Origin of the sequence: Acinetobacter sp. ME22, assembly GCF_022012315.1 — a bacterium.
Lineage (GTDB): Bacteria > Pseudomonadota > Gammaproteobacteria > Pseudomonadales > Moraxellaceae > Acinetobacter > Acinetobacter brisouii_A.
In genome coordinates this window covers 1-19,007 of the sequence record NZ_JAKLTL010000003.1, presented here as the reverse complement: position 1 = coordinate 19,007, position 19,007 = coordinate 1, and the positions used below count along the sequence as shown (strand labels likewise).

Annotated in this window: 19 protein-coding genes and 2 tRNA genes; 12 read left to right on the top strand and 9 right to left on the bottom strand. The window is 40.0% G+C overall.

Annotated features, from left to right (window positions below):
- Entirely contained in the window at window positions 1-687 is a 687-nt protein-coding gene (locus LVY74_RS05095; protein WP_237814129.1) for a hypothetical protein, read from the top strand.
- A gap of 49 nt (window positions 688-736) precedes the next feature.
- Here LVY74_RS05095 and uraH read toward each other — a convergent pair whose 3' ends face one another.
- Entirely contained in the window at window positions 737-1,138 is a 402-nt protein-coding gene (gene uraH / locus LVY74_RS05090; protein ID WP_237814128.1) for a hydroxyisourate hydrolase, read from the bottom strand.
- A 565-nt stretch (window positions 1,139-1,703) separates the two neighbouring features.
- Here uraH and LVY74_RS05085 point away from each other — a divergent pair.
- Window positions 1,704-3,935 carry an NADP-dependent isocitrate dehydrogenase gene (locus LVY74_RS05085; protein WP_237814127.1) on the top strand — a complete coding sequence of 744 codons (2,232 nt, stop codon included), beginning with the start codon at window positions 1,704-1,706 and terminating at the stop codon, window positions 3,933-3,935.
- Between the two features lie 133 nt (window positions 3,936-4,068).
- Window positions 4,069-4,485 (top strand): hypothetical protein, encoded by a 417-nt coding sequence (locus LVY74_RS05080; RefSeq protein ID WP_237814126.1) that lies wholly within the window; start codon window positions 4,069-4,071, stop codon window positions 4,483-4,485.
- Between the two features lie 148 nt (window positions 4,486-4,633).
- On the opposite strand, the gene LVY74_RS05075 is transcribed toward LVY74_RS05080, so the two are convergent.
- Both LVY74_RS05075 and LVY74_RS05070 read right to left on the bottom strand, forming a co-directional pair.
- Window positions 4,634-5,422, bottom strand: coding sequence for an rRNA large subunit pseudouridine synthase E (locus LVY74_RS05075; RefSeq protein WP_151709857.1), 789 nt, complete (start codon window positions 5,420-5,422; stop codon window positions 4,634-4,636).
- A gap of 295 nt (window positions 5,423-5,717) precedes the next feature.
- Window positions 5,718-6,317, bottom strand: coding sequence for a flavin reductase family protein (locus LVY74_RS05070; protein WP_237814125.1), 600 nt, complete (start codon window positions 6,315-6,317; stop codon window positions 5,718-5,720).
- A 105-nt stretch (window positions 6,318-6,422) separates the two neighbouring features.
- Here LVY74_RS05070 and LVY74_RS05065 point away from each other — a divergent pair, with 105 nt between their 5' ends.
- Window positions 6,423-7,247 (top strand): PhzF family phenazine biosynthesis protein, encoded by an 825-nt coding sequence (locus LVY74_RS05065; protein ID WP_237814124.1) that lies wholly within the window; start codon window positions 6,423-6,425, stop codon window positions 7,245-7,247.
- Here the strand turns inward: LVY74_RS05065 and LVY74_RS05060 are convergent.
- Window positions 7,244-7,447 (bottom strand): amino acid transport protein, encoded by a 204-nt coding sequence (locus LVY74_RS05060; protein ID WP_111892749.1) that lies wholly within the window; start codon window positions 7,445-7,447, stop codon window positions 7,244-7,246. The two genes, LVY74_RS05065 and LVY74_RS05060, sit on opposite strands and share 4 nt — an antisense overlap.
- Window positions 7,448-7,525: 78 nt before the next feature.
- Here LVY74_RS05060 and def point away from each other — a divergent pair, with 78 nt between their 5' ends.
- Window positions 7,526-8,005: a peptide deformylase gene (gene def / locus LVY74_RS05055; protein WP_237814123.1), complete on the top strand. Its 480-nt coding sequence runs from the start codon at window positions 7,526-7,528 to the stop codon at window positions 8,003-8,005.
- Between the two features lie 101 nt (window positions 8,006-8,106).
- Here def and LVY74_RS05050 read toward each other — a convergent pair.
- Window positions 8,107-8,192, bottom strand: a tRNA-Leu gene (locus LVY74_RS05050).
- A gap of 11 nt (window positions 8,193-8,203) precedes the next feature.
- Window positions 8,204-8,277, bottom strand: a tRNA-Cys gene (locus LVY74_RS05045).
- A 153-nt stretch (window positions 8,278-8,430) separates the two neighbouring features.
- Here LVY74_RS05045 and folD point away from each other — a divergent pair.
- On the top strand, window positions 8,431-9,279 hold the full coding sequence (gene folD / locus LVY74_RS05040) for a bifunctional methylenetetrahydrofolate dehydrogenase/methenyltetrahydrofolate cyclohydrolase FolD (protein ID WP_237814122.1): 849 nt from the start codon (window positions 8,431-8,433) through the stop codon (window positions 9,277-9,279).
- Window positions 9,280-9,507: 228 nt separating this feature from the next.
- Entirely contained in the window at window positions 9,508-10,179 is a 672-nt protein-coding gene (locus LVY74_RS05035) for a class I SAM-dependent methyltransferase (RefSeq protein ID WP_237814121.1), read from the top strand.
- A 21-nt stretch (window positions 10,180-10,200) separates the two neighbouring features.
- On the opposite strand, the gene LVY74_RS05030 is transcribed toward LVY74_RS05035, so the two are convergent.
- Window positions 10,201-10,629 carry a hypothetical protein gene (locus LVY74_RS05030; RefSeq protein WP_237814120.1) on the bottom strand — a complete coding sequence of 143 codons (429 nt, stop codon included), beginning with the start codon at window positions 10,627-10,629 and terminating at the stop codon, window positions 10,201-10,203.
- Window positions 10,630-10,910: 281 nt separating this feature from the next.
- Here LVY74_RS05030 and LVY74_RS05025 point away from each other — a divergent pair, with 281 nt between their 5' ends.
- Entirely contained in the window at window positions 10,911-12,206 is a 1,296-nt protein-coding gene (locus LVY74_RS05025; RefSeq protein ID WP_237814119.1) for an MFS transporter, read from the top strand.
- Window positions 12,207-12,284: 78 nt separating this feature from the next.
- On the opposite strand, the gene LVY74_RS05020 is transcribed toward LVY74_RS05025, so the two are convergent.
- Both LVY74_RS05020 and LVY74_RS05015 read right to left on the bottom strand, forming a co-directional pair.
- Window positions 12,285-12,587, bottom strand: coding sequence for a hypothetical protein (locus tag LVY74_RS05020; protein WP_442862776.1), 303 nt, complete (start codon window positions 12,585-12,587; stop codon window positions 12,285-12,287).
- A gap of 188 nt (window positions 12,588-12,775) precedes the next feature.
- Complete coding sequence (locus LVY74_RS05015; RefSeq protein WP_237814117.1) at window positions 12,776-14,626, bottom strand: phosphoenolpyruvate carboxykinase (GTP); 1,851 nt, start codon at window positions 14,624-14,626, stop codon at window positions 12,776-12,778.
- Between the two features lie 408 nt (window positions 14,627-15,034).
- On the opposite strand from LVY74_RS05015, the gene LVY74_RS05010 reads away from it, so the two are divergent.
- The 4 genes from LVY74_RS05010 to groL all read left to right on the top strand — a co-directional run bounded on the left by LVY74_RS05010 (window position 15,035) and on the right by groL (window position 18,891).
- Window positions 15,035-15,970, top strand: coding sequence for a diacylglycerol/lipid kinase family protein (locus tag LVY74_RS05010; protein WP_237814116.1), 936 nt, complete (start codon window positions 15,035-15,037; stop codon window positions 15,968-15,970).
- Window positions 15,951-16,715: a metallophosphoesterase family protein gene (locus LVY74_RS05005; protein WP_237814115.1), complete on the top strand. Its 765-nt coding sequence runs from the start codon at window positions 15,951-15,953 to the stop codon at window positions 16,713-16,715. Before LVY74_RS05010 ends, LVY74_RS05005 begins: the two co-directional genes overlap by 20 nt.
- A 189-nt stretch (window positions 16,716-16,904) precedes the next feature.
- Entirely contained in the window at window positions 16,905-17,195 is a 291-nt protein-coding gene (locus LVY74_RS05000; protein ID WP_237814114.1) for a co-chaperone GroES, read from the top strand.
- A 61-nt stretch (window positions 17,196-17,256) separates the two neighbouring features.
- Window positions 17,257-18,891: a chaperonin GroEL gene (gene groL, locus LVY74_RS04995; protein ID WP_237814113.1), complete on the top strand. Its 1,635-nt coding sequence runs from the start codon at window positions 17,257-17,259 to the stop codon at window positions 18,889-18,891.
- The last annotated feature ends 116 nt before the right edge of the window (window positions 18,892-19,007 follow it).

Here is a 19,007-nt window from a genome sequence, read left to right as displayed (position 1 = left end):
ATGAAAAAAATTGCAGCAATTTCTTTGGCAGTATTCTCTGTTTCTTTAGCCCATGCTGGGTTGGGGTTAGGAAATCTTGCATCGAATGTGACTCAAAATGTGATTGGATCATCATCTTCTACAAGTGTAGATGTCGGTGATTTTTTAACTCAAGCGCGCGCTACAAATTACTTGTTTCAAGAAAGCCGTGCTGCTTTGGCTGTAGCAATTTCAACAAGTGCGGACAGCAAAGAAATCCAAACTAAATTGGCTGTTTTAAAGAAAACATCTAACTTGCAAGAGAAAGACGCGCAAATTAAAGAATTAGCAAAGCTTTCTGACTCTGTACTTTCAGCAGCTAAAAAAGATGAAAATCAGACTGTTGATCAATTAAAAGCATTAAGTGAACAAAAGAAACATTATTTACTGGGTGCTGCTAAAAACTATGCGATTGCATCCTTAATGGCAAAGGACTTAGCTCAAGGTTCTAAGCAGGTTTCTATGGCAATTGCGGGTAATCCACAATTATTGGCTTCATCTGGAATGAACTTGAAGAATGCTCAAGGATTGGTCAGTGATGTTAGTGGAATTGCAAAAAATTCGTCAATGGCTTTGGTTGAAGTTCCACAGTTGTTTAAAAAAGCGGGTATTGATTTTCAAGTACCAACAAGTGCAAAAACAAAGCCAGTGGATTTGACAAGCTTATAATGGTTTTAAAAAAACCGATGCTCAAACATCGGTTTTTTTATTTATTAGTCTAACTTCCACGATAAGTCGAATACCCATACGGGCTGATCTGAAGTGGAATATCGTAATGATTCATTGAACCATCAATCACAAAAACCACAGGCACTTCTGCATAAAACGAACGTTGATTTTTACTGCGGAACCAGTCACCTGTTTTAAACGTGGCCCGATAATAACCTTTGTCTAGATTGGCTTTATCTTTTGGATAGAGCGTGTCAAGTTGCCCCTGATCATTGGTATCACCTTCACCGATTTGAACCCATTGATTATTTTGTTGTGCTTCTAAAGTCACATGCATACGTGCAGCAGGTTGACCATTATAGGTATTGAGAACCTGAACTCGAATCGGGTTTTCTGCAAAAACAGTTGTCGTTGCTCCAAACAGAAAGCAACTCAAAATTAAATTTTTCATATACAACCTAATATCAGATAAACTTTTACATCTTAGCTTTGAATATGAGTTGTTTAGATATAAAAATGTAACTGTCATTTCAGATATATGAAAATTGGAGATTCATAACACTGTCATGTTGAGGGCTTAGGCTGACATGAAACATCGCTGTTTTAGGCTTTGGTTGACTAAAATTAGAGTGTATAAAAGACCAAAGTAATATTAAATTAAAAAATATTGCAGGGTTAAAGGTTTGCAAAATAGTCAAACAAATGCACTACAGCGAATCAATTTATACATGAATAAAATCAGAAATTGCGTAATAATATGCATAGATATGTGAAAAATCTGATAGTTATATCGCTTATCAGCCTGAATTTCTAAACAATCTTGCGGAAAAAACATGCAGGAATGTCGTATAGAAATGGGGTATTTTTCAGCGAAATGTCGTTATCACGAGATATATCGTTGACTGGAATGCGATGAGGGTCGATACTCTCAAGGTTTTTATTTAAGCAAATCAGTAAGTAGAACTGGGTCAAAAGCTCGGTTCTAGAAAAAATCAATTTAACACAAGGGGCTATATATGGCTGGTGGAAAGTCAAACATCATTTATACACTGACTGACGAGGCGCCATTGTTGGCGACTTATTCGCTACTGCCGATCATTGAAACCTTTACTCAGCCAGCTGGCATCGGAATCACGAAAACTGACATCTCCGTTGCAGCTCGTGTGCTCGCAGAATTCGCAGATTATCTTAGTGATGAGCAAAAAGTACCGAACAATCTTGCAGAGTTAGGTCGTCTTACACAAGATCCAGACACAAACATCATCAAACTTCCAAATATCAGTGCTTCAGTTGCACAGTTAATGGCGTGTATTAAGGAACTTCAGTCTAAGGGTTTTCCAATCCCAAACTATCCTGAAAACCCAACAACTGAAGATGAAAAAGCCATTAAAGCACGTTATGGCAAGTGCCTTGGTTCTGCGGTAAACCCAGTTTTACGTGAAGGTAACTCTGACCGCCGTGCGCCTGCTGCGGTGAAAAATTACGCTAAAAAACATCCGCATTCAATGAGCGAATGGAAACAGTGGTCGCAAACTCACGTTTCTCATATGGAAGAAGGTGACTTCTATCATGGTGAGAAATCGATGACGCTTGACCGCGCACGTAACGTGAAAATGGAACTCATCACTGATTCTGGTGAAACCATCGTTCTTAAGCCAAAAGTTGCGCTTCAAGATGGTGAGATCATCGACTCAATGTTTATGAGTAAAAAAGCACTGTGTGACTTCTACGAGAAACAACTCGAAGACTGTCGTGAAGCAGGTATTTTGTTCTCACTACACGTGAAAGCAACCATGATGAAAGTTTCACACCCAATCGTATTTGGTCACTGTGTGAAAATTTATTATAAAGATGCATTTGAGAAACATGCCAAATTATTTGATGAATTAGGTATTAACGTAAACAATGGTATGGCGGGTCTTTATGAAAAGATTCAGACTTTACCAACGTCTTTACGTGAAGAAATCATCGAAGATTTACATGCGTGCCAAGAACACCGTCCTGCATTGGCAATGGTAGATTCTGCAAAAGGTATTACTAACTTCCATTCACCAAATGACATTATTGTTGACGCATCTATGCCAGCCATGATTCGTAGTGGCGGTAAAATGTGGGGTGCTGACGGTAAGCAGTACGACTGTAAAGCAGTGATGCCAGAATCAACATTTGCGCGTATCTACCAAGAAATGATCAATTTCTGCAAATGGAATGGTAACTTTGACCCGAAAACTATGGGTACAGTGCCAAACGTTGGTTTGATGGCGCAAAAAGCTGAAGAATACGGTTCACACGACAAGACTTTTGAAATTTCAGAAGCGGGTATTGCCAACATTACTGACCTTGAAACAGGTGAAGTATTGATGACTCAAAACGTTGAGGCAGGCGACATTTGGCGTATGTGTCAGGTGAAAGATGCTCCAATCCGTGACTGGGTAAAACTTGCTGTAACTCGTGCACGTAACTCAGGTATGCCTGCAATCTTCTGGCTTGACCCGTACCGTCCACATGAAAATGAATTGATCAAAAAAGTACAAAAATACTTGAAAGATCATGATACTGCAGGTCTAGATATTCAAATCATGTCACAAGTACGTGCAATGCGTTATACGCTTGAACGTGTTGCTCGTGGTTTAGATACCATTTCTGTAACAGGTAACATTTTACGTGATTACCTCACTGACTTGTTCCCAATTATGGAGCTTGGTACTTCTGCGAAAATGCTTTCTATCGTGCCGTTAATGGCAGGTGGCGGTATGTACGAAACTGGTGCTGGTGGTTCTGCGCCTAAACATGTACAACAGCTTGTGGAAGAAAACCACTTACGTTGGGATTCTCTAGGTGAGTTCTTGGCACTTGCAGTTTCTTTGGAAGAGCTTGGCATTAAAGAAGATAACGCTAAGGCGAAACTTCTTGCTAAAACGCTAGACCAAGCAACAGGCTTATTGCTTGACAACGGTAAGTCTCCATCACGCCGTACTGGTGAAATTGACAACCGTGGTAGCCACTACTACTTAGCAAAATACTGGGCTGAAGCTTTGGCTGCTCAGGATGAAGATGCTGAGTTAAAAGCGAAGTTTGCTCCTCTTGCTAAAGCGCTTGATGAAAACGAAGACAAAATCGTTGCAGAGCTTGCTGCTGTTCAAGGTCAAGCTGCGGACATCGGTGGTTACTATGCGATTGATCCTGCGAAAGTAAATGCTGTAATGCGCCCAAGTGCAACTTTAAATGCAGCACTTGCAGCAGTTTAAGTTTTAACAAAATCGGCTGATCAGTCGATAATGTGAAAAAGCCGATGCGAATGCGTCGGCTTTTTTTTGTTCTATACAGGTTAATATTAAAATCTAGGATTATTTTAAATAAAATTATAGGAGGGATCTTAGGGTGACAAATAAGTTTGATGAATTTTTAGGTGTATTGCATGATTCTAGGTTATATGGATTCCTTTTGGACTGGGATGCAGAGCTATGGAAATTTAATGTCATTTTATATGTTCATATTTTTTCAGACTATAATTTTGAATTGGAGCAGTATTCTCTAGAGAAAGCATTAGTAATATTTGAAAATGCATCAATTGATAAATTAAGTATTACTCATGATTTAAATTGTGGGCAATTTTATATCGTTGATTATGATGTTAATGACTTGGGTAATGGTCAGTATCAATTCATTTTTGAATTTAATTCATCTACGCTTGAGTTGGTGGTAACAGCTGAAAATATGCGAATTAGCTCTTCGGGACTGATTGAAGAGAAAGATGATCAATTTTTATCTACAAATTGGGGTAAACTCTTTGAATGAGTTAAGATTTTCAATGATTGCCTAACTGAGAGTTGATCCTATTTTTTAGATCTGCTTGGATGATGGGAAATTATCTGTTGATTGAAAGTGTTTGAATCTAAGAAATAAAAAAAGCCCACTGTCGTGAGCTTTATTTTTATATCAAATCTTAACGACCATTACGGTTACGACCGCGTGGCGCTTTGGTATTTGGGCGGGTTGTTCCATTGGTTTTACGACGTGGTTTTTCGCTTTCATCCATTTGCCAAATACGTTTTGTACCTGACTTTTTCGGTGAACCATCTTTGTTCTTGCGAACCATTGGTTTGCCACCTGTACCCCCGGGTTTTTTCACATAAGAGCGTGAACGATAAGGCTGTTCAGCAGGAACATCTTTAAAGTCAGAGTAAAGCAGCGGCTCAATTTCTTTGGTTTCACCAGGAAGTAAACCAAGTTGTACCAAGTCAATAGAACCAATTTTGGTACGAATCAAACGTAAAGTCGGAAAACCAACAGCAGAAGTCATGCGACGGACTTGACGGTTACGACCTTCACAAATTGAGATTTCAACCCAAGATGTCGGAATATTTGCTCGGTAACGTACAGGTGGAGTACGTTCCCATAGCCAGTCAGGTTCAGCCACTTTTTCAGCTTTAGCAGGAAGTGTCATACCGTCATTGAGTTCAATACCTTGGCGTAATTTTTCCAAAGCTTCTTCAGAAATATCACCATCAACTTGAACTAAATAAGTTTTGTATTTTTTGTTTGCAGGGTTGGTAATGAACTGATTTAGACCACCGTGATCGGTTAAAAAAACCAATCCTTCAGAGTCCATATCGAGACGACCCGCTATACGTAAAGTTGGATCATCGACAAAGTCAGACACCGTCATGTGTGCTTCGTCTTTGCGAAACTGGGAGAGGACGTCATAAGGTTTATTGAGAATGACGATTTTCATAAAAAATGACTTCTTCTTTCAGGTAACCACAGGAAACATTGAGATTGATGAAGGCAAGAAATCGATAATTTCTTGTATAAATCTCAAAAAGGAATTAATTTGATGCGCCTATTATGCGATAAGAAGGCGTGAAAGTATTGCTTCACGGCAATTATTTTTTAAATTGGTTAAATTGTCTGACCGAGAGTGATTTAAAGTCAGGTGCTTAGCGCTTCATTCTGCATTTATACGAATGCAATTCAGATTGATCACTCAATGCTTGAAGTTACCTCGCACTTTGCGAGGTTTTCTCATTTTAAGGTGAATTGAGCCGATCAGCCACGTTGACAGGTTCACCAATCAGATAAAAATTTCCACCTGCGACATGATGTAAACTGCGCCATTCAGGATCGGCATCTTCAAAGTGCCAGTGTCCATCACGAAAAATACGCTCATCTGCCCACGCACTTATGACTTCTCCAATAAATAAATCATGTGCTTGTTGATTGTGGGGTTCAGAAATTAGTTTACAAACGAGCCATGCAGAACAGCCAGCAACGAGGGGTTGTGTAGCGTCATCTAGATAAAATAATTCTACACCACTTAATTCCAGTTTGTTGGGTGTGTCATGCAAGCTGGTTGTACCAAGCTGATAGACCATATCAATTTGTTTATAGGTTGGAATCTGTAAAACAAAATAACTCGATTGCTCAATGATTTTGCGGGTCATGGTGCTTTTATCGAGAACTACGGTGACTTTGGCAGGTTTAAACTCCAGTGCACAAGCCCATGCTGCTGCCATGACATCACATTGTTGTTCGTGTTGTGAAGAAACTAATATTGTCGCACCATGTGTCAACAAACGGTAGGCTTTCTCGAGAGGCACATTTTTAAAGTGGAGATTTGAAAAATTCATAAAGTGACAATCATCTAAGATTAGGTTAAAAAGAAATGTATTCAATCACAATAAAAGATTGTGTGATTCATCAACAGATTAAGTCTATATAGAGAATGTAAAACAATGAAAATTTATCAAGTGGATGCCTTTAGCCAACAATTATTTCAAGGTAATCCTGCGGCGGTCATTGTGCAAAATGAATGGTTGTCAGATGAACTCATGCAAAATATTGCGCTGGAAAATAACCTTTCTGAAACCGCATTTGTAAAACGAATTGATGATAAACATTATGAAATTCGTTGGTTTACACCTGCGGCTGAGGTGGCATTTTGTGGACATGCCACTTTGGCAAGTGCCTTTGTATTATTTCGTGAATATACACAGGCAACAGAAATTGAGTTTGAAGTCAAAGAATTGGGAACATTTTATGTGTCTCAGGCAGCAGATGGAAAAATCAATATGAATTTTCCAATTCGTAAACCTGAGTATCTAGAAGAATATCCAGAACTTTTAAATGAAGCTCTGAACAAACCGATTCAGGCGGTGTATGTCAATGCACAGGCTTATGTGGTTGAACTTGATTCTGCACAAGATGTACTGGACTTAGAGGTTGATTTTTTAAAGCTGAAAGCTTTAGGTGATATGCGCGCTGCGATGGAAGCACCCAGTTTAGATGTTGCTGTGACAGCAAATTATGCAGGCGAATATGCTTATGACTGTATTTCACGTTATTTTGCGCCAGATATCGGGGTTAATGAAGATCCTGTGACAGGTTCTATTCATACCGCAATTGTACCGTTATGGGCTGAAAAACTCGGTAAAACTGAATTGGTAGCGTATCAGGCATCAGTGCGTGGTGGCGAGTTGTTCTGCCGTATTTTAAATGATGAACGTATTGAAGTTTCGGGTTATGCCAAACTTTATATGATTGGTGAACTGTTTATCTAGGCTCTAAGGAAGTAGGGAATAATACTTAAAATGCAACCGATACCAACAATGGCGAGGTTGCTATCAAAGAAATAAGAATACACCATTAAGCCAATGCCACAGACCAGTGGTACAGTACGCTGCTGCTTCTTGCCATAAATAAAATAACCTAAGCCGATTGAGCTAAAAATGACCCCAAGAAAAAGCTGTGTTGCATTCATATGTCAATCTGCTGTATTGATTTTTGCTTATGTTAAGCTGAATGATCTGAAATGAAAATAAATTTTGAGGAAGAAAAGGTGTCTGTAGTCTTACCTGTTGCCCAACGTGGTGAGGATATCCTCACACTCAAAGCGGCATCTGTTGCACAAAATGAGTTTAATTCGGCATGGCTTGAGCAGCTAGCTCTCGCACTGCAAGCGACTATGCTAGAGCGTAATGGCGTTGGAATTGCTGCGCCACAGGTTTATGTCTCGAAACGAGTGATTATTGTGGCTTCTCGTCCAAATCTGCGTTATCCAGATGCACCTGAAATGTCAGCCGTGACCATGATTAACCCTGAAATTATTGAATATTCAACTGAAACCTGTTTCGGTGAAGAAGGTTGTTTGAGTGTACCTGAGCAACGAGGGCAGGTAGAGCGTGCTTATGCGGTTAAGGTACGTTATTTCACTGTACAAGGTGAGCAGATTGAACAATCTTATGAAGGTTTTCCTGCACGGATTGTGCAGCATGAAATAGATCATCTGAATGGCATTTTATTTACAGAGCGGCTTTAAGTCGCTTTTTTAATATTTGAAACACTATAAATGAAATTTCAGGCATAAAAAAACCAGCTTGCGCTGGATTCTTTATTGGCACCATTTTAACAGTCTTAAAATGGTGCCCGGGGCCGGACTCGAACCGGCACGCTTTGTGGGCGGGGGATTTTAAATCCCCTGTGTCTACCTATTTCACCACCCGGGCTTGACCAAGATTGGAGGCGGAGGTCGGAATCGAACCGGCGTCCACGGAGTTGCAGTCCGCTGCATGACCACTCTGCCACCCCGCCTTGTCTTGGTGATGCACATATTAGCAACCTTTGAAAAAAAAACAATAGGTAATTCAGTGGATATGCACATAAAATCAACATCTAAAATAAAATTGGGCAAATAATCATGTATTATTTGCGAAATTGATTGATATCAGCCTGTGGAGACGTATTGTGGCATTGGTATTAGATGGAAAAGCGTTAGCAAAGCAAATTGAAGCAGATTTATTTGCACGTGTTGAAGTGTTGAAACAAAAATCGGGCCGTACTCCGATTTTGGCAACAATTTTAGTTGGGGATGATGGTGCATCGGCAACTTATGTACGCATGAAAGGCAATGCATGCCGTCGTGTGGGCATGGATTCATTGAAAATTGAATTGCCACAAGAAACCACAACGGAACAGTTGTTGGCTGAAATTGAAAAATTAAATGCAAATCCTGATGTTCACGGTATTTTGTTGCAGCACCCAGTGCCTGCGCAAATTGATGAACGTGCATGTTTTGATGCCATTAGCCTTGCAAAAGACGTTGATGGTGTAACTTGTCTTGGTTTTGGTCGTATGGCGATGGGTGAAGCTGCTTATGGTTCAGCAACACCAGCGGGTATCATGACCATCTTGCAAGAGAACAACATTGAAATCGCGGGTAAACACGCAGTTGTTGTTGGTCGTTCTGCAATTTTGGGTAAACCAATGGCGATGATGCTACTTCAGGCCAATGCAACAGTCACGATTTGCCATTCACGTACTCAAAACTTGGCTGACTTGGTTAAACAAGCCGACATCGTGGTGGGTGCTGTAGGTAAAGCTGAATTGATTCAAAAAGACTGGATCAAGCAAGGCGCGGTTGTTGTGGATGCTGGCTTCCACCCACGTGATGGCGGTGGTGTTGGCGATATCCAATTACAAGGTATTGAAGACATTGCTTCTGCTTACACGCCTGTTCCAGGTGGTGTTGGCCCGATGACGATTACAACTTTGATTCGTCAAACCGTTGAAGCTGCTGAAAAAGCTTTAGGTTAATTTATTCACGACAGCATCCTATCGTTTAATGCAAATGTTAGGAGTTCGTAGGTTACTTTTCTTTCGGGAAAAGTAACCAAAACCATTTGTCATCCGCAAAACTCGTCAGCTACTGGTTAGCTTTAGATAAGTCGCAGAATCATTTCTGTCTCATGTAGTCCTACCTCGAACAATTGCGGATGACACTAACGCGTATCAAATAGTAATTATAAATTGTTGAGCTTATTTATGAGCTGCACCTTTCAATTTCCCAAAGCCCCTGAACATTTACTTCAAGCCTTACATCAAGTCATCCCTCATTGTGACTTGCAATCACAGCAGTTACCCAATACGCTGATTTCATTGTGGTTGATACCGCCTGTATTTCCGACTGAGCGTTTGGACGATGAGGTAATTCAACGGATTTGGAATGACACGCCTTACTGGATTTTCTGTTGGGCTTCGGGTCTGGCAATGGCACAGTGGCTACTTGCAGAACCTGAGCACGTCAAAGACAAGGTTGTCTTGGATTTTGGTGCGGGTTCCGGTGTAGTGGCAATTGCAGCAAAATTGGCAGGAGCTAAACGTGTCATCTGTTGCGATATAGATGCGGTGAGCCTAGCCGCTTGTCGAGAAAATGCAGCATTGAATCAGGTTGAGCTTGAATATTTGGATGATCTCTATCGTGCTGAACCAGTCGATGTGTTATTGGCAGCAGATGTGCTGTATGACCAGTGCAATCGTTTTTTCTTGGATGAATTCTTAAAGTTTGCCCCAGAGGTTTGGGTAGCGGATAGTCGGGTTAAAAATTTCAGTCACCCGCAATATCAAAAAATAGATGAGCGAAGTGCAACAACTTGGCCTGATTTGGATGAAGCAAAAGAATTTCGCAATGTCAGTTTTTACAAGACGCTGAATTGACAGCGTCTTGTTGGATTTAAACTAGATCGAACAACGGAAGCGAACAACAGTCAGTGTATTTGGTCGAGTTTGCATTGCACTACGCATTGCATAATCATCATCGTTGCTATTGCTGGCATTGCTTAGACCAAAAGTGGTATGCGTTTTTCCGATTTGTACACCATTGCTGATTGGCATGTTTGCAGGATTTGCAATTTCATTGCTACTGAGAACATCAATTTTATAGTTTTGGTTTGCACCTAAAACTTTTTTGCAGGTGTTTTGTAGTTTATTTTGATTTGCTGCTTGATTGGCATGAATTGCAAGTGTGTAACTAATAATGGCGCTATTTTCAGTTTTGCTTTCAACTTGATAGCCTGAGTTACCATTGTAAGTTTGAGGTAAGTTTTGGCAGGCACTTAGCCCAAGAGCAAAAGTGCTCAGACCCAATAATTTCAATGTCATTTTCATGAGATTAGACCTTTTGTCATTTCTTCACAGTATGCCATAGCTCACTGTAATACTCATTAGATAAACATAAATATTGCGCTACGATTCATCTTGACTTCATACATATTTATACAAAATAAAATTGGATTTTTCACATAAACTATTTGTATTTTAGGTTGCTAGGATCACTAAAAAGGAAGATTAATTTCGTTTGAATCATTCATCATAGACGAGATAACAACAAAAAATCATGTTGAAAGCGAAAACCAACTTTAGAAATATACACGAGGGAGTGTTAGAGAATGAGTGACGTACAATATACCGCAGAGGAAAAACGTAAACGGATTTTTGGAATTGTTGGTGCGGCTTCAGGCAACTTGGTGGAGTGGTTTGATTTTTATATCTATGCTGTATTTGCTGTGTATTTTCAGCAAGCATTAACCTCACCCGATATGGGGGCGGAAACCAAACAAATTTATGTTTGGGGGGTGTTTGCTGCAAGTTTCTTCATGCGACCCATCGGAAGTTGGTTGTTTGGACGCATTGCCGATAAACATGGTCGAAAACGCTCGATGGTCATTTCAATTTGCTTGATGGCACTGAGTTCATTTTTATTTGCACTGCTACCCACTTATGGGCAGGTCGGTATTGTTGCACCATTCTTATTGCTTTTAGTGCGTTTGTTGCAAGGTTTATCAGTTGGTGGGGAATATGGTGCTGTTGCAACCTATATGAGTGAAATTGCTTTAAAAGGACACCGTGGATTTTATGCATCATTTCAATATGTGACATTGTCTGGTGGTCAGCTTTTAGCAAGTTTGCTTGGTGTGGTTCTATTATTTTTTATGTCTGAACAGCAGTTACAAGATGGCGGATGGCGTATTCCTTTTGTGATTGGTGGAATTACCGCAATTTTATCTTTACTGGCACGAAGTCGTTTGGAAGAAACGCTATCTCATGAAGATAGTCACAACCAAGAATCAGGAACACTAAAGGCACTTTTTAAAAATCACTGGCAATCATTCTTGCTGGTTGTCGGTTACACCTCGGCAGGTTCATTGTCATTTTATGTGTTAACTGTATATTCGAAAACCTATTTGACTGGTCTTGGAATTGATGTAAAAACAGTAGGTTATATGATGACGGTCGCATTATTTGCCTACATGCTGGCACAACCTGTTTTTGGTGCAATTGCAGACCGTATTGGTCGTCGTGCAGCTATGTTGATTTTTAGCGCTTCGTTGGCGATCTGTATTTATCCAGTTATGGTCATCGCTATGCATGCCTTTAGTGGTTCACCTGTGATCGTCACCTTGCTGCTTGTTTTTCTCATGCTTCTCTTGAGTTTTTATACGTCGATTAGTGGTTTGATTAAGGCTGAAATGTTCCCACCCCATGTGCGCGCGTTGGGTGTTGGTTTTTCTTATGCAGTTGCAAATGCAATTTTTGGAGGTTCAGCACCCGCGGTTGCTTTGCAATTTAAACAAGCAGGGCATGAATATACCTTCTTTATTTATGTGATTGTGATGTTAATTATCTGTTTTTTATGTAGTTTAAAATTGCCTAAAGAGCCTGAATATTTACATCATGATCATTAACGAATAGATGAAATCGAAAAAAAGCCCGTCGGATATATCCGACGGGCTTTTTATCTCAATCACAGTCAAGATCTGTAATTAAAGTTCCTGACCACCTGCGATTCGACAATTGTTCGCGGATGGTGATTGCCATTGGATTGCTGTTCCAGAGATCACAGGACGGACGAAGCGCCAAGGCCAAAACCCAAAACGTTGGCTTGCTCGATAGTGAATCACGGCATCGGCATGATATTTTTCGGCAGTTTGATGTAAACGGGGGTATAGGTCGGTCACACTGCCATAAGTACCTTTACCAAACTTAATCTTTTTGATGACTTTGTATTGTAAATTACCTGAAGGTGTTCCTGTAATTAAACACAGTCGTTGTGGTTGATTGCTCATATTGAGCGGTATAGGTAGTGTTTGTGCTGGAATTAGAATGTTTTCAGCATGTGTAATATTTGCATTTAGGAGTGTTATGATTGCTAAGCTATAAAATAATTTATTCATATCTATATTTATAAAAAAGTAAACTGTTGTTTGAGTTAAAAAAAAGACCACATTGGCGTGGTCTTTTTTTATGGGATTATTTAAGCATTTACGTTTTCAGCTTCAGTTGCTTTTACGGCTGCAAGTAACTCTGCTTGACGAGCTTTTAATGCTTGTGGTAAACGCTGACCCAGTTTGTTAAATAACTCGGTGTGGCTTTCAATTTCTTTGATCCATTGTGCTTGGCTTTGAGAAGTAACTTTATCAAAGTCAGCTTTAGAGAAATCAGTCCCTGTCCAGTTCAAATCATCGTAAGTTGGAACGAAACCGATTGGAGTTTCAACGGCATTTGCGCGGTTTTCACAACGGTTGATGATCCACTCAAGCACACGCATATTTTGACCAAAACCAGGCCATACGAAGTTGCCATTTTCGTCACGACGGAACCAGTTTACATTGAAGATTTTTGGTAATTTGTTGCCTGCAGCTTGCGCTTTTGCTGCAACATCTTCACCTAGTTCTAACCAGTGACTGAAGTAGTCTGCCATGTTATAACCTGTGAAAGGTAGCATAGCAAATGGGTCACGACGTACAACACCTTGCTGACCCACTGCAGCAGCAGTGGTTTCTGAACCCATTGTTGCAGCTTTATAAACACCATCAACCCAGTCAAATGCTTCAGAAATCAATGGTACAGTGTCAGCACGACGACCACCAAAGATGAACGCTGAAATTGGCACGCCTGCTGGGTTTTCCCAGTCAGCATCAATTGATGGACATTGACTTGCTGCTACAGTGAAACGCGCATTTGGATGCGCTGCTTTTTCGCCTGCAACGTGTGGCTGACCTTTCCAGTTAGTCAGGTTTTCTGGAACTTCTTTAGAAAGACCTTCCCACCAAACTTGACCATCTTCAGTGACAGCAACGTTTGTATAAATAACGTCTTTATGCATGGTTGCCATACAGTTTGGATTGGTCTTGGTATTTGTACCAGGAGCAACACCGAAGAAACCAGCTTCAGGGTTGATCGCATATAGACGACCATCTTCACCTGGTTTGATCCAAGCAATGTCATCACCTACAGTTTCAATTTTCCAGCCTTCGTAACCTGCTGGTGGAATCAACATTGCAAAGTTGGTTTTACCACAAGCTGAAGGGAATGCTGCTGCAACGTAGTGTTTTTCGCCTTCTGGGTTGGTGATACCCAAAATTAACATGTGTTCAGCTAACCAGCCTTGCTCACGACCCATTACAGATGCAATACGTAATGCTAGACATTTTTTACCTAACAATGCGTTACCGCCGTAACCAGAACCGAAAGACCAGATTTCACGAGTTTCTGGGTAATGAACGATATATTTTTCTTTGTTACATGGCCAAACAACGTCTTTTTGACCTTCAGCAAGCGGTGCACCAACAGTGTGAACACATGGAACGTATTCGCCGTCTGTACCTAAAACGTCATATACTGCTTTACCCATACGCGCCATTTTGCTCATGCTCACAGCAACGTAAGGAGAATCAGTCAGTTCGATACCGATGTGGGCGATGTGGCTTCCTAGTGGACCCATTGAAAAAGGAACCACATACATGGTGCGTCCTTGCATAGCACCGTCGAACAAACCATTTAATTTTTCGCGCATAACCGCTGGGTCTTCCCAGTTGTTGGTTGCGCCAGCATCATCTTTTTGTGCAGAGCAGATATAAGTACGATCTTCAACACGAGCAACGTCAGAAGGGTCAGAATTCGCCAAATAAGAACCAGGGTGTTTTTCTTCATTCAGCTTTTGCATGGTGCCGTTAGCAATCATCAAGTCGATAAGACGTTGATACTCTTCTTCGCTGCCGTCACACCATTCGATTTTTGCTGGTTTGGTCAATTTAGCAATTTCTTCCACCCATGCAATAAGCTTAGGGTGACGAACGAATTCTGGTGCATTCACTTGGGTCATGTTGATGCCTTTGAGATACAAAAAAACAAAACACACATAAAGGTGTGATCAACCCTTGATCACGAGTGTGTCAAAAAAGTGGGCGTATTAAACCATAAAAGTCATCAGATTTTAAGATGCCTAAAAACTGATCTTACTGAATATTTGTGTGTTGAATGGTGTAAAATTCAATAATAATTAATGATTTATGTTTAAAAAATACTACTATTTAATAAATAAATTATGAAAATAAAATCATTTATTTTGCAAATGTATATTTAAATTAAATACTTATTGATTGTGCATTGATGATAAAAGCCTGAAAAAATTGCAAAAGTTTGTGTAGTTTTTTTACACAAATACACTATTTATCAAAAATGGAATCTACACAATAAAGATTAAAGTTATCAGTGCCCTAATGACGATATCATGCTTAAACCGCTTTCTATTATTTACAATCAAAAATCAGGTTTTCATGCAACTCAGAATGATCGTGTCTATGAAGAAATCATGACGATATTTACAGAATATGATTTTGAAATTCAGGTATTTGAACTGAATTCACAAGTTTCACTTGATCAGTTGATGCAACAAGTGCTGATACGCCACCAAAATGCAGATGCTGCGGGGGTTGTGGTTGCAGCAGGTGGTGATGGAACGCTAAATGCGGTTGCCAGTCATTTGCTGCATACCAATATTTGTATGGGAATATTGCCTTTAGGTACATTTAATTATGTAGCTAGGGTGTTAAATATTCCTTTGGATTTGCTTGAAGCTGCACGTGTGGTTGTACGAGGAGAAGTTAAAAAAATTCATGTTGCACAATTGAATAATCATATTTATTTGAATAATGCAAGTTTAGGGCTGTATCCCTTATTTATTGAAAAGAGAGAATACTATAATCGCTTATTTGGACGCTTTCCTTTACATGCTTACACTTCAGCTTTAGATGTTTTGCTTAGACGACATCGTGAGTTAAAGTTGGAAGTTGTGGTGGATGGTGAAAAATATCCTGTAAAAACACCATTGGTTTTTTTTGGAAATAATCATTTACAGCTACAGGAAATGAATCTGAAAATTGCTCATGTCGTTCAGTTTGGGAAAATTGCAGGGGTCATTGTTGCAAAGAGTGATAAATTGACCTTAATGAAACTGCTATTTCAGCTCCTTAAAGGTGATATTGAAAAAGCCAGTGATATTTATAGCTTCGCTGCGGATCAAATCACTGTCTATGCAAGAAAAGGCAAAAAATTGCATGTGGCACTTGATGGTGAATTGATTGAAGAGCAATCACCACTTCATTTTTCAGTTAATCGCCATGCTTTGGCGGTAATGGTTCCTCAAGATGCTACTCCATCTCTCTGATTTGCATTTTGGTACAGAAAAGCCTGAATGTCTTATGGCGATTCAGCAGTTCTGCCGTGATCATCCGATTGAAGCGATTGCAGTGAGTGGGGATTTGACTCAACGTGCTCGTTTTCTTCAGTTTTTGAGTTGTAAATATTTTTTAGAGCGTTTAAATCTACCTTATTTGGTTGTGCCAGGGAATCATGATATTCCGCTATATCATGTTTTCAATCGGGTGTTTAGTCCATTTGCTCGTTATCAGGCATTTTTTGGTGCGCTTGAGGGTGTTTTGGAAACCGAGCATTTCTACCTGTTGGGTGTAAATAGTATTCGACGACGCCATCATACCAAAGGACATATTTCATTGGCTCAAATTCAAGAGATAGATGCCAGATTACGTTCAGCACCTGCTCATAAATTAAAAATTGTGGTGGTTCATCAACCTTTTTATACCTCGCCTGAAGATGGACATGCTGTAAAAGATTGTCCCGTACTTGGACGCATGGCTTTGGAAATTTGGGGGCAACAAGGATTGTTTGGATTATTGCATGGGCATCTACATCAAACGGCTTATTATGATCTTAATCGGATTTACCAACTTGGGTTGGATCATCCTGTTTTTGAGATTCATGCGGGAACAGCAACGTCACATCGCTTACGTAAAGGTCAACCCAATAGCTTTAATGTTGTGACGACACAGGGTGGGCTACAACATTATGTATTTGATGTGCAAAGCCGAGAATTTATTCGACAGCCAAGTTGAGTATCATTAATTTGGGGTTTTAGCCTAAAAAAACTGCAAAAAATGAAATTTTTTTAAATTTTCCCCTTGAAGCCTGATTTTCTATCCCCAAAAAAATGACATCACAAACATTTATTGATAATGACGCAAAGGAATTACGATAAGCGTCATTTTTGATTGAAACAAAGACTTAGTCTGATGGAGTTTTATATGAGCAACATTCGTCCATTACATGATCGCGTTGTTATTCGTCGTGTTGAAGAAGAAACTAAAACTGCAGGTGGTATCTTGTTACCAGGTTCTGCAGCAGAAAAACCAGCTCAAGGCGAAGTGATTGCTGTAGGTAATGGTCAAGTTACTGATCATGGCGTTCGTGCATTAGATGTGAAAGTTGGTGACAAAGTATTATTTGGTACTTATGCGGGTACAACTGTAAAAGTTGCTGGTGAAGAGTTACTTATTATGAAAGAGTCTGACATTTTAGCGGTTTTAGAAGGCTAATTGTCGATCTCTCATTCAGATCAGATCAAGTACAAAGTAAAAAGATTCGGAGTAAATAAGAATGTCAGCTAAAGACGTAAAATTTGGTGATTCAGCTCGTTCAAAAATGATTGCAGGTGTTAATGTCCTTGCAGACGCAGTCAAAGTGACTTTAGGCCCTAAAGGTCGTAACGTTGTGATTGATCGTTCTTTTGGCGCACCACACATCACTAAAGATGGTGTAACTGTTGCTAAAGAAATTTCTCTTAAAGATAAATTTGAGAACATGGGTGCACAATTGGTTCGTGAAGTTTCTTCAAAAACCAATGACATCGCGGGTGATGGTACAACAACTGCAACCGTACTTGCACAAGCTATTTTAAATGAAGGGATCAAGTCAGTGACAGCGGGTATGAACCCAATGGACTTGAAACGTGGTATTGACCTTGCAGTTAAGGCATTGGTTGCTGAAATTAAAGCAACTGCAAAACCTGCATCTGATACCAAAGCGATTGAGCAAGTTGGTTCGATCTCTGCAAACTCTGATGAAACTGTAGGTAAATTGATTGCGCAAGCAATGGAACGCGTTGGTAAAGAAGGCGTGATCACAGTTGAAGAAGGTTCAGGCTTCGAAGATGCACTTGACGTTGTTGAAGGTATGCAGTTTGACCGTGGTTATATCTCTCCATACTTCGCGAACAAACAAGATACGTTAACTGCTGAATTAGAAAATCCATTCATTCTTCTTGTTGACAAGAAAATCAGCAACATTCGTGAATTGATTACTGTTTTAGAAGCTGTTGCAAAAACTGGTAAACCGCTTTTAATCATCGCTGAAGATGTTGAAGGCGAAGCACTTGCTACTCTCGTTGTGAACAACATGCGCGGCATCATTAAAGTATGTGCAGTGAAAGCACCTGGTTTTGGTGACCGCCGTAAAGCAATGCTTCAAGATATCGCAATCTTGACTGGTGCAACCGTGATTTCTGAAGAAATCGGTATGTCTTTAGAGCAAGCTTCTCTTCAAGATTTGGGTACTGCACACAAAATTACCGTATCTAAAGAAAATACAGTGATTGTTGATGGTGCTGGTAATGCAGCACAAATCGCTGAGCGTGTTCAACAAATTCGTGCTCAAATCGAAGAATCAACTTCTGATTATGATAAAGAAAAACTTCAAGAACGCGTTGCTAAATTGGCAGGCGGTGTTGCTGTTATCAAAATTGGTGCAGCAACTGAAGTTGAAATGAAAGAGAAGAAAGATCGTGTTGACGATGCGCTTCATGCTACACGTGCTGCTGTAGAAGAAGGTGTTGTTGCGGGTGGTGGTGTAGCGCTTGTACGTGCTGCTAAAGCACTTGATGGTGTGGTTGGTGTAAATGACGATCAAAACGTTGGCGTGAACATCCTTCGCCGTGCGATTGAAGCGCCACTTCGTCAAATCGTTGCTAACGCTGGTGATGAACCATCAGTTGTTGTTAATGCAGTGAAAAATGGTGAAGGTAACTTCGGTTACAACGCTGCGACTTCAGAATATGGTGATATGTTAGAAATGGGTATTCTTGACCCTGCAAAAGTAACACGTTCTGCACTTGAACATGCTGCTTCTGTTGCAGGTCTAATGCTAACTACTGAATGTATGATCACTGAAATTCCAGAAGATAAACCTGCTGTACCAGATATGGGTGGCATGGGTGGTATGGGCGGCATGATGTAATCTGCACTGTACCCGAATAAATGTTTGTAATTTCGTGATTAATTGTTTTAATTTTTAATATTTACTCACATTGTTACTCACATTTGTTTTTGTTGTAAAAAAGGTCGCTTAAGTGC

Excerpts from the sequence above, each read along its gene's own strand:
- LVY74_RS05035 (WP_237814121.1), top strand. The coding sequence starts at position 9,508 with ATGAGCTGCACCTTTCAATTTCCCAAAGCCCCTGAACATTTACTTCAA.
- LVY74_RS05000 (WP_237814114.1), top strand. The coding sequence starts at position 16,905 with ATGAGCAACATTCGTCCATTACATGATCGCGTTGTTATTCGTCGTGTT.
- LVY74_RS05030 (WP_237814120.1), bottom strand. The coding sequence starts at position 10,629 with ATGAAAATGACATTGAAATTATTGGGTCTGAGCACTTTTGCTCTTGGG.
- LVY74_RS05060 (WP_111892749.1), bottom strand. The coding sequence starts at position 7,447 with ATGAATGCAACACAGCTTTTTCTTGGGGTCATTTTTAGCTCAATCGGC.
- LVY74_RS05085 (WP_237814127.1), top strand. The coding sequence starts at position 1,704 with ATGGCTGGTGGAAAGTCAAACATCATTTATACACTGACTGACGAGGCG.
- LVY74_RS05025 (WP_237814119.1), top strand. The coding sequence starts at position 10,911 with ATGAGTGACGTACAATATACCGCAGAGGAAAAACGTAAACGGATTTTT.
- LVY74_RS05015 (WP_237814117.1), bottom strand. The coding sequence starts at position 14,626 with ATGACCCAAGTGAATGCACCAGAATTCGTTCGTCACCCTAAGCTTATT.
- LVY74_RS05010 (WP_237814116.1), top strand. The coding sequence starts at position 15,035 with ATGCTTAAACCGCTTTCTATTATTTACAATCAAAAATCAGGTTTTCAT.
- LVY74_RS05075 (WP_151709857.1), bottom strand. The coding sequence starts at position 5,422 with ATGAAAATCGTCATTCTCAATAAACCTTATGACGTCCTCTCCCAGTTT.
- LVY74_RS05020 (WP_442862776.1), bottom strand. The coding sequence starts at position 12,587 with ATGAGCAATCAACCACAACGACTGTGTTTAATTACAGGAACACCTTCA.
- LVY74_RS05095 (WP_237814129.1), top strand. The coding sequence starts at position 1 with ATGAAAAAAATTGCAGCAATTTCTTTGGCAGTATTCTCTGTTTCTTTA.
- LVY74_RS05065 (WP_237814124.1), top strand. The coding sequence starts at position 6,423 with ATGAAAATTTATCAAGTGGATGCCTTTAGCCAACAATTATTTCAAGGT.
- LVY74_RS05070 (WP_237814125.1), bottom strand. The coding sequence starts at position 6,317 with ATGAATTTTTCAAATCTCCACTTTAAAAATGTGCCTCTCGAGAAAGCC.
- groL (WP_237814113.1), top strand. The coding sequence starts at position 17,257 with ATGTCAGCTAAAGACGTAAAATTTGGTGATTCAGCTCGTTCAAAAATG.
- LVY74_RS05005 (WP_237814115.1), top strand. The coding sequence starts at position 15,951 with ATGCTACTCCATCTCTCTGATTTGCATTTTGGTACAGAAAAGCCTGAA.
- uraH (WP_237814128.1), bottom strand. The coding sequence starts at position 1,138 with ATGAAAAATTTAATTTTGAGTTGCTTTCTGTTTGGAGCAACGACAACT.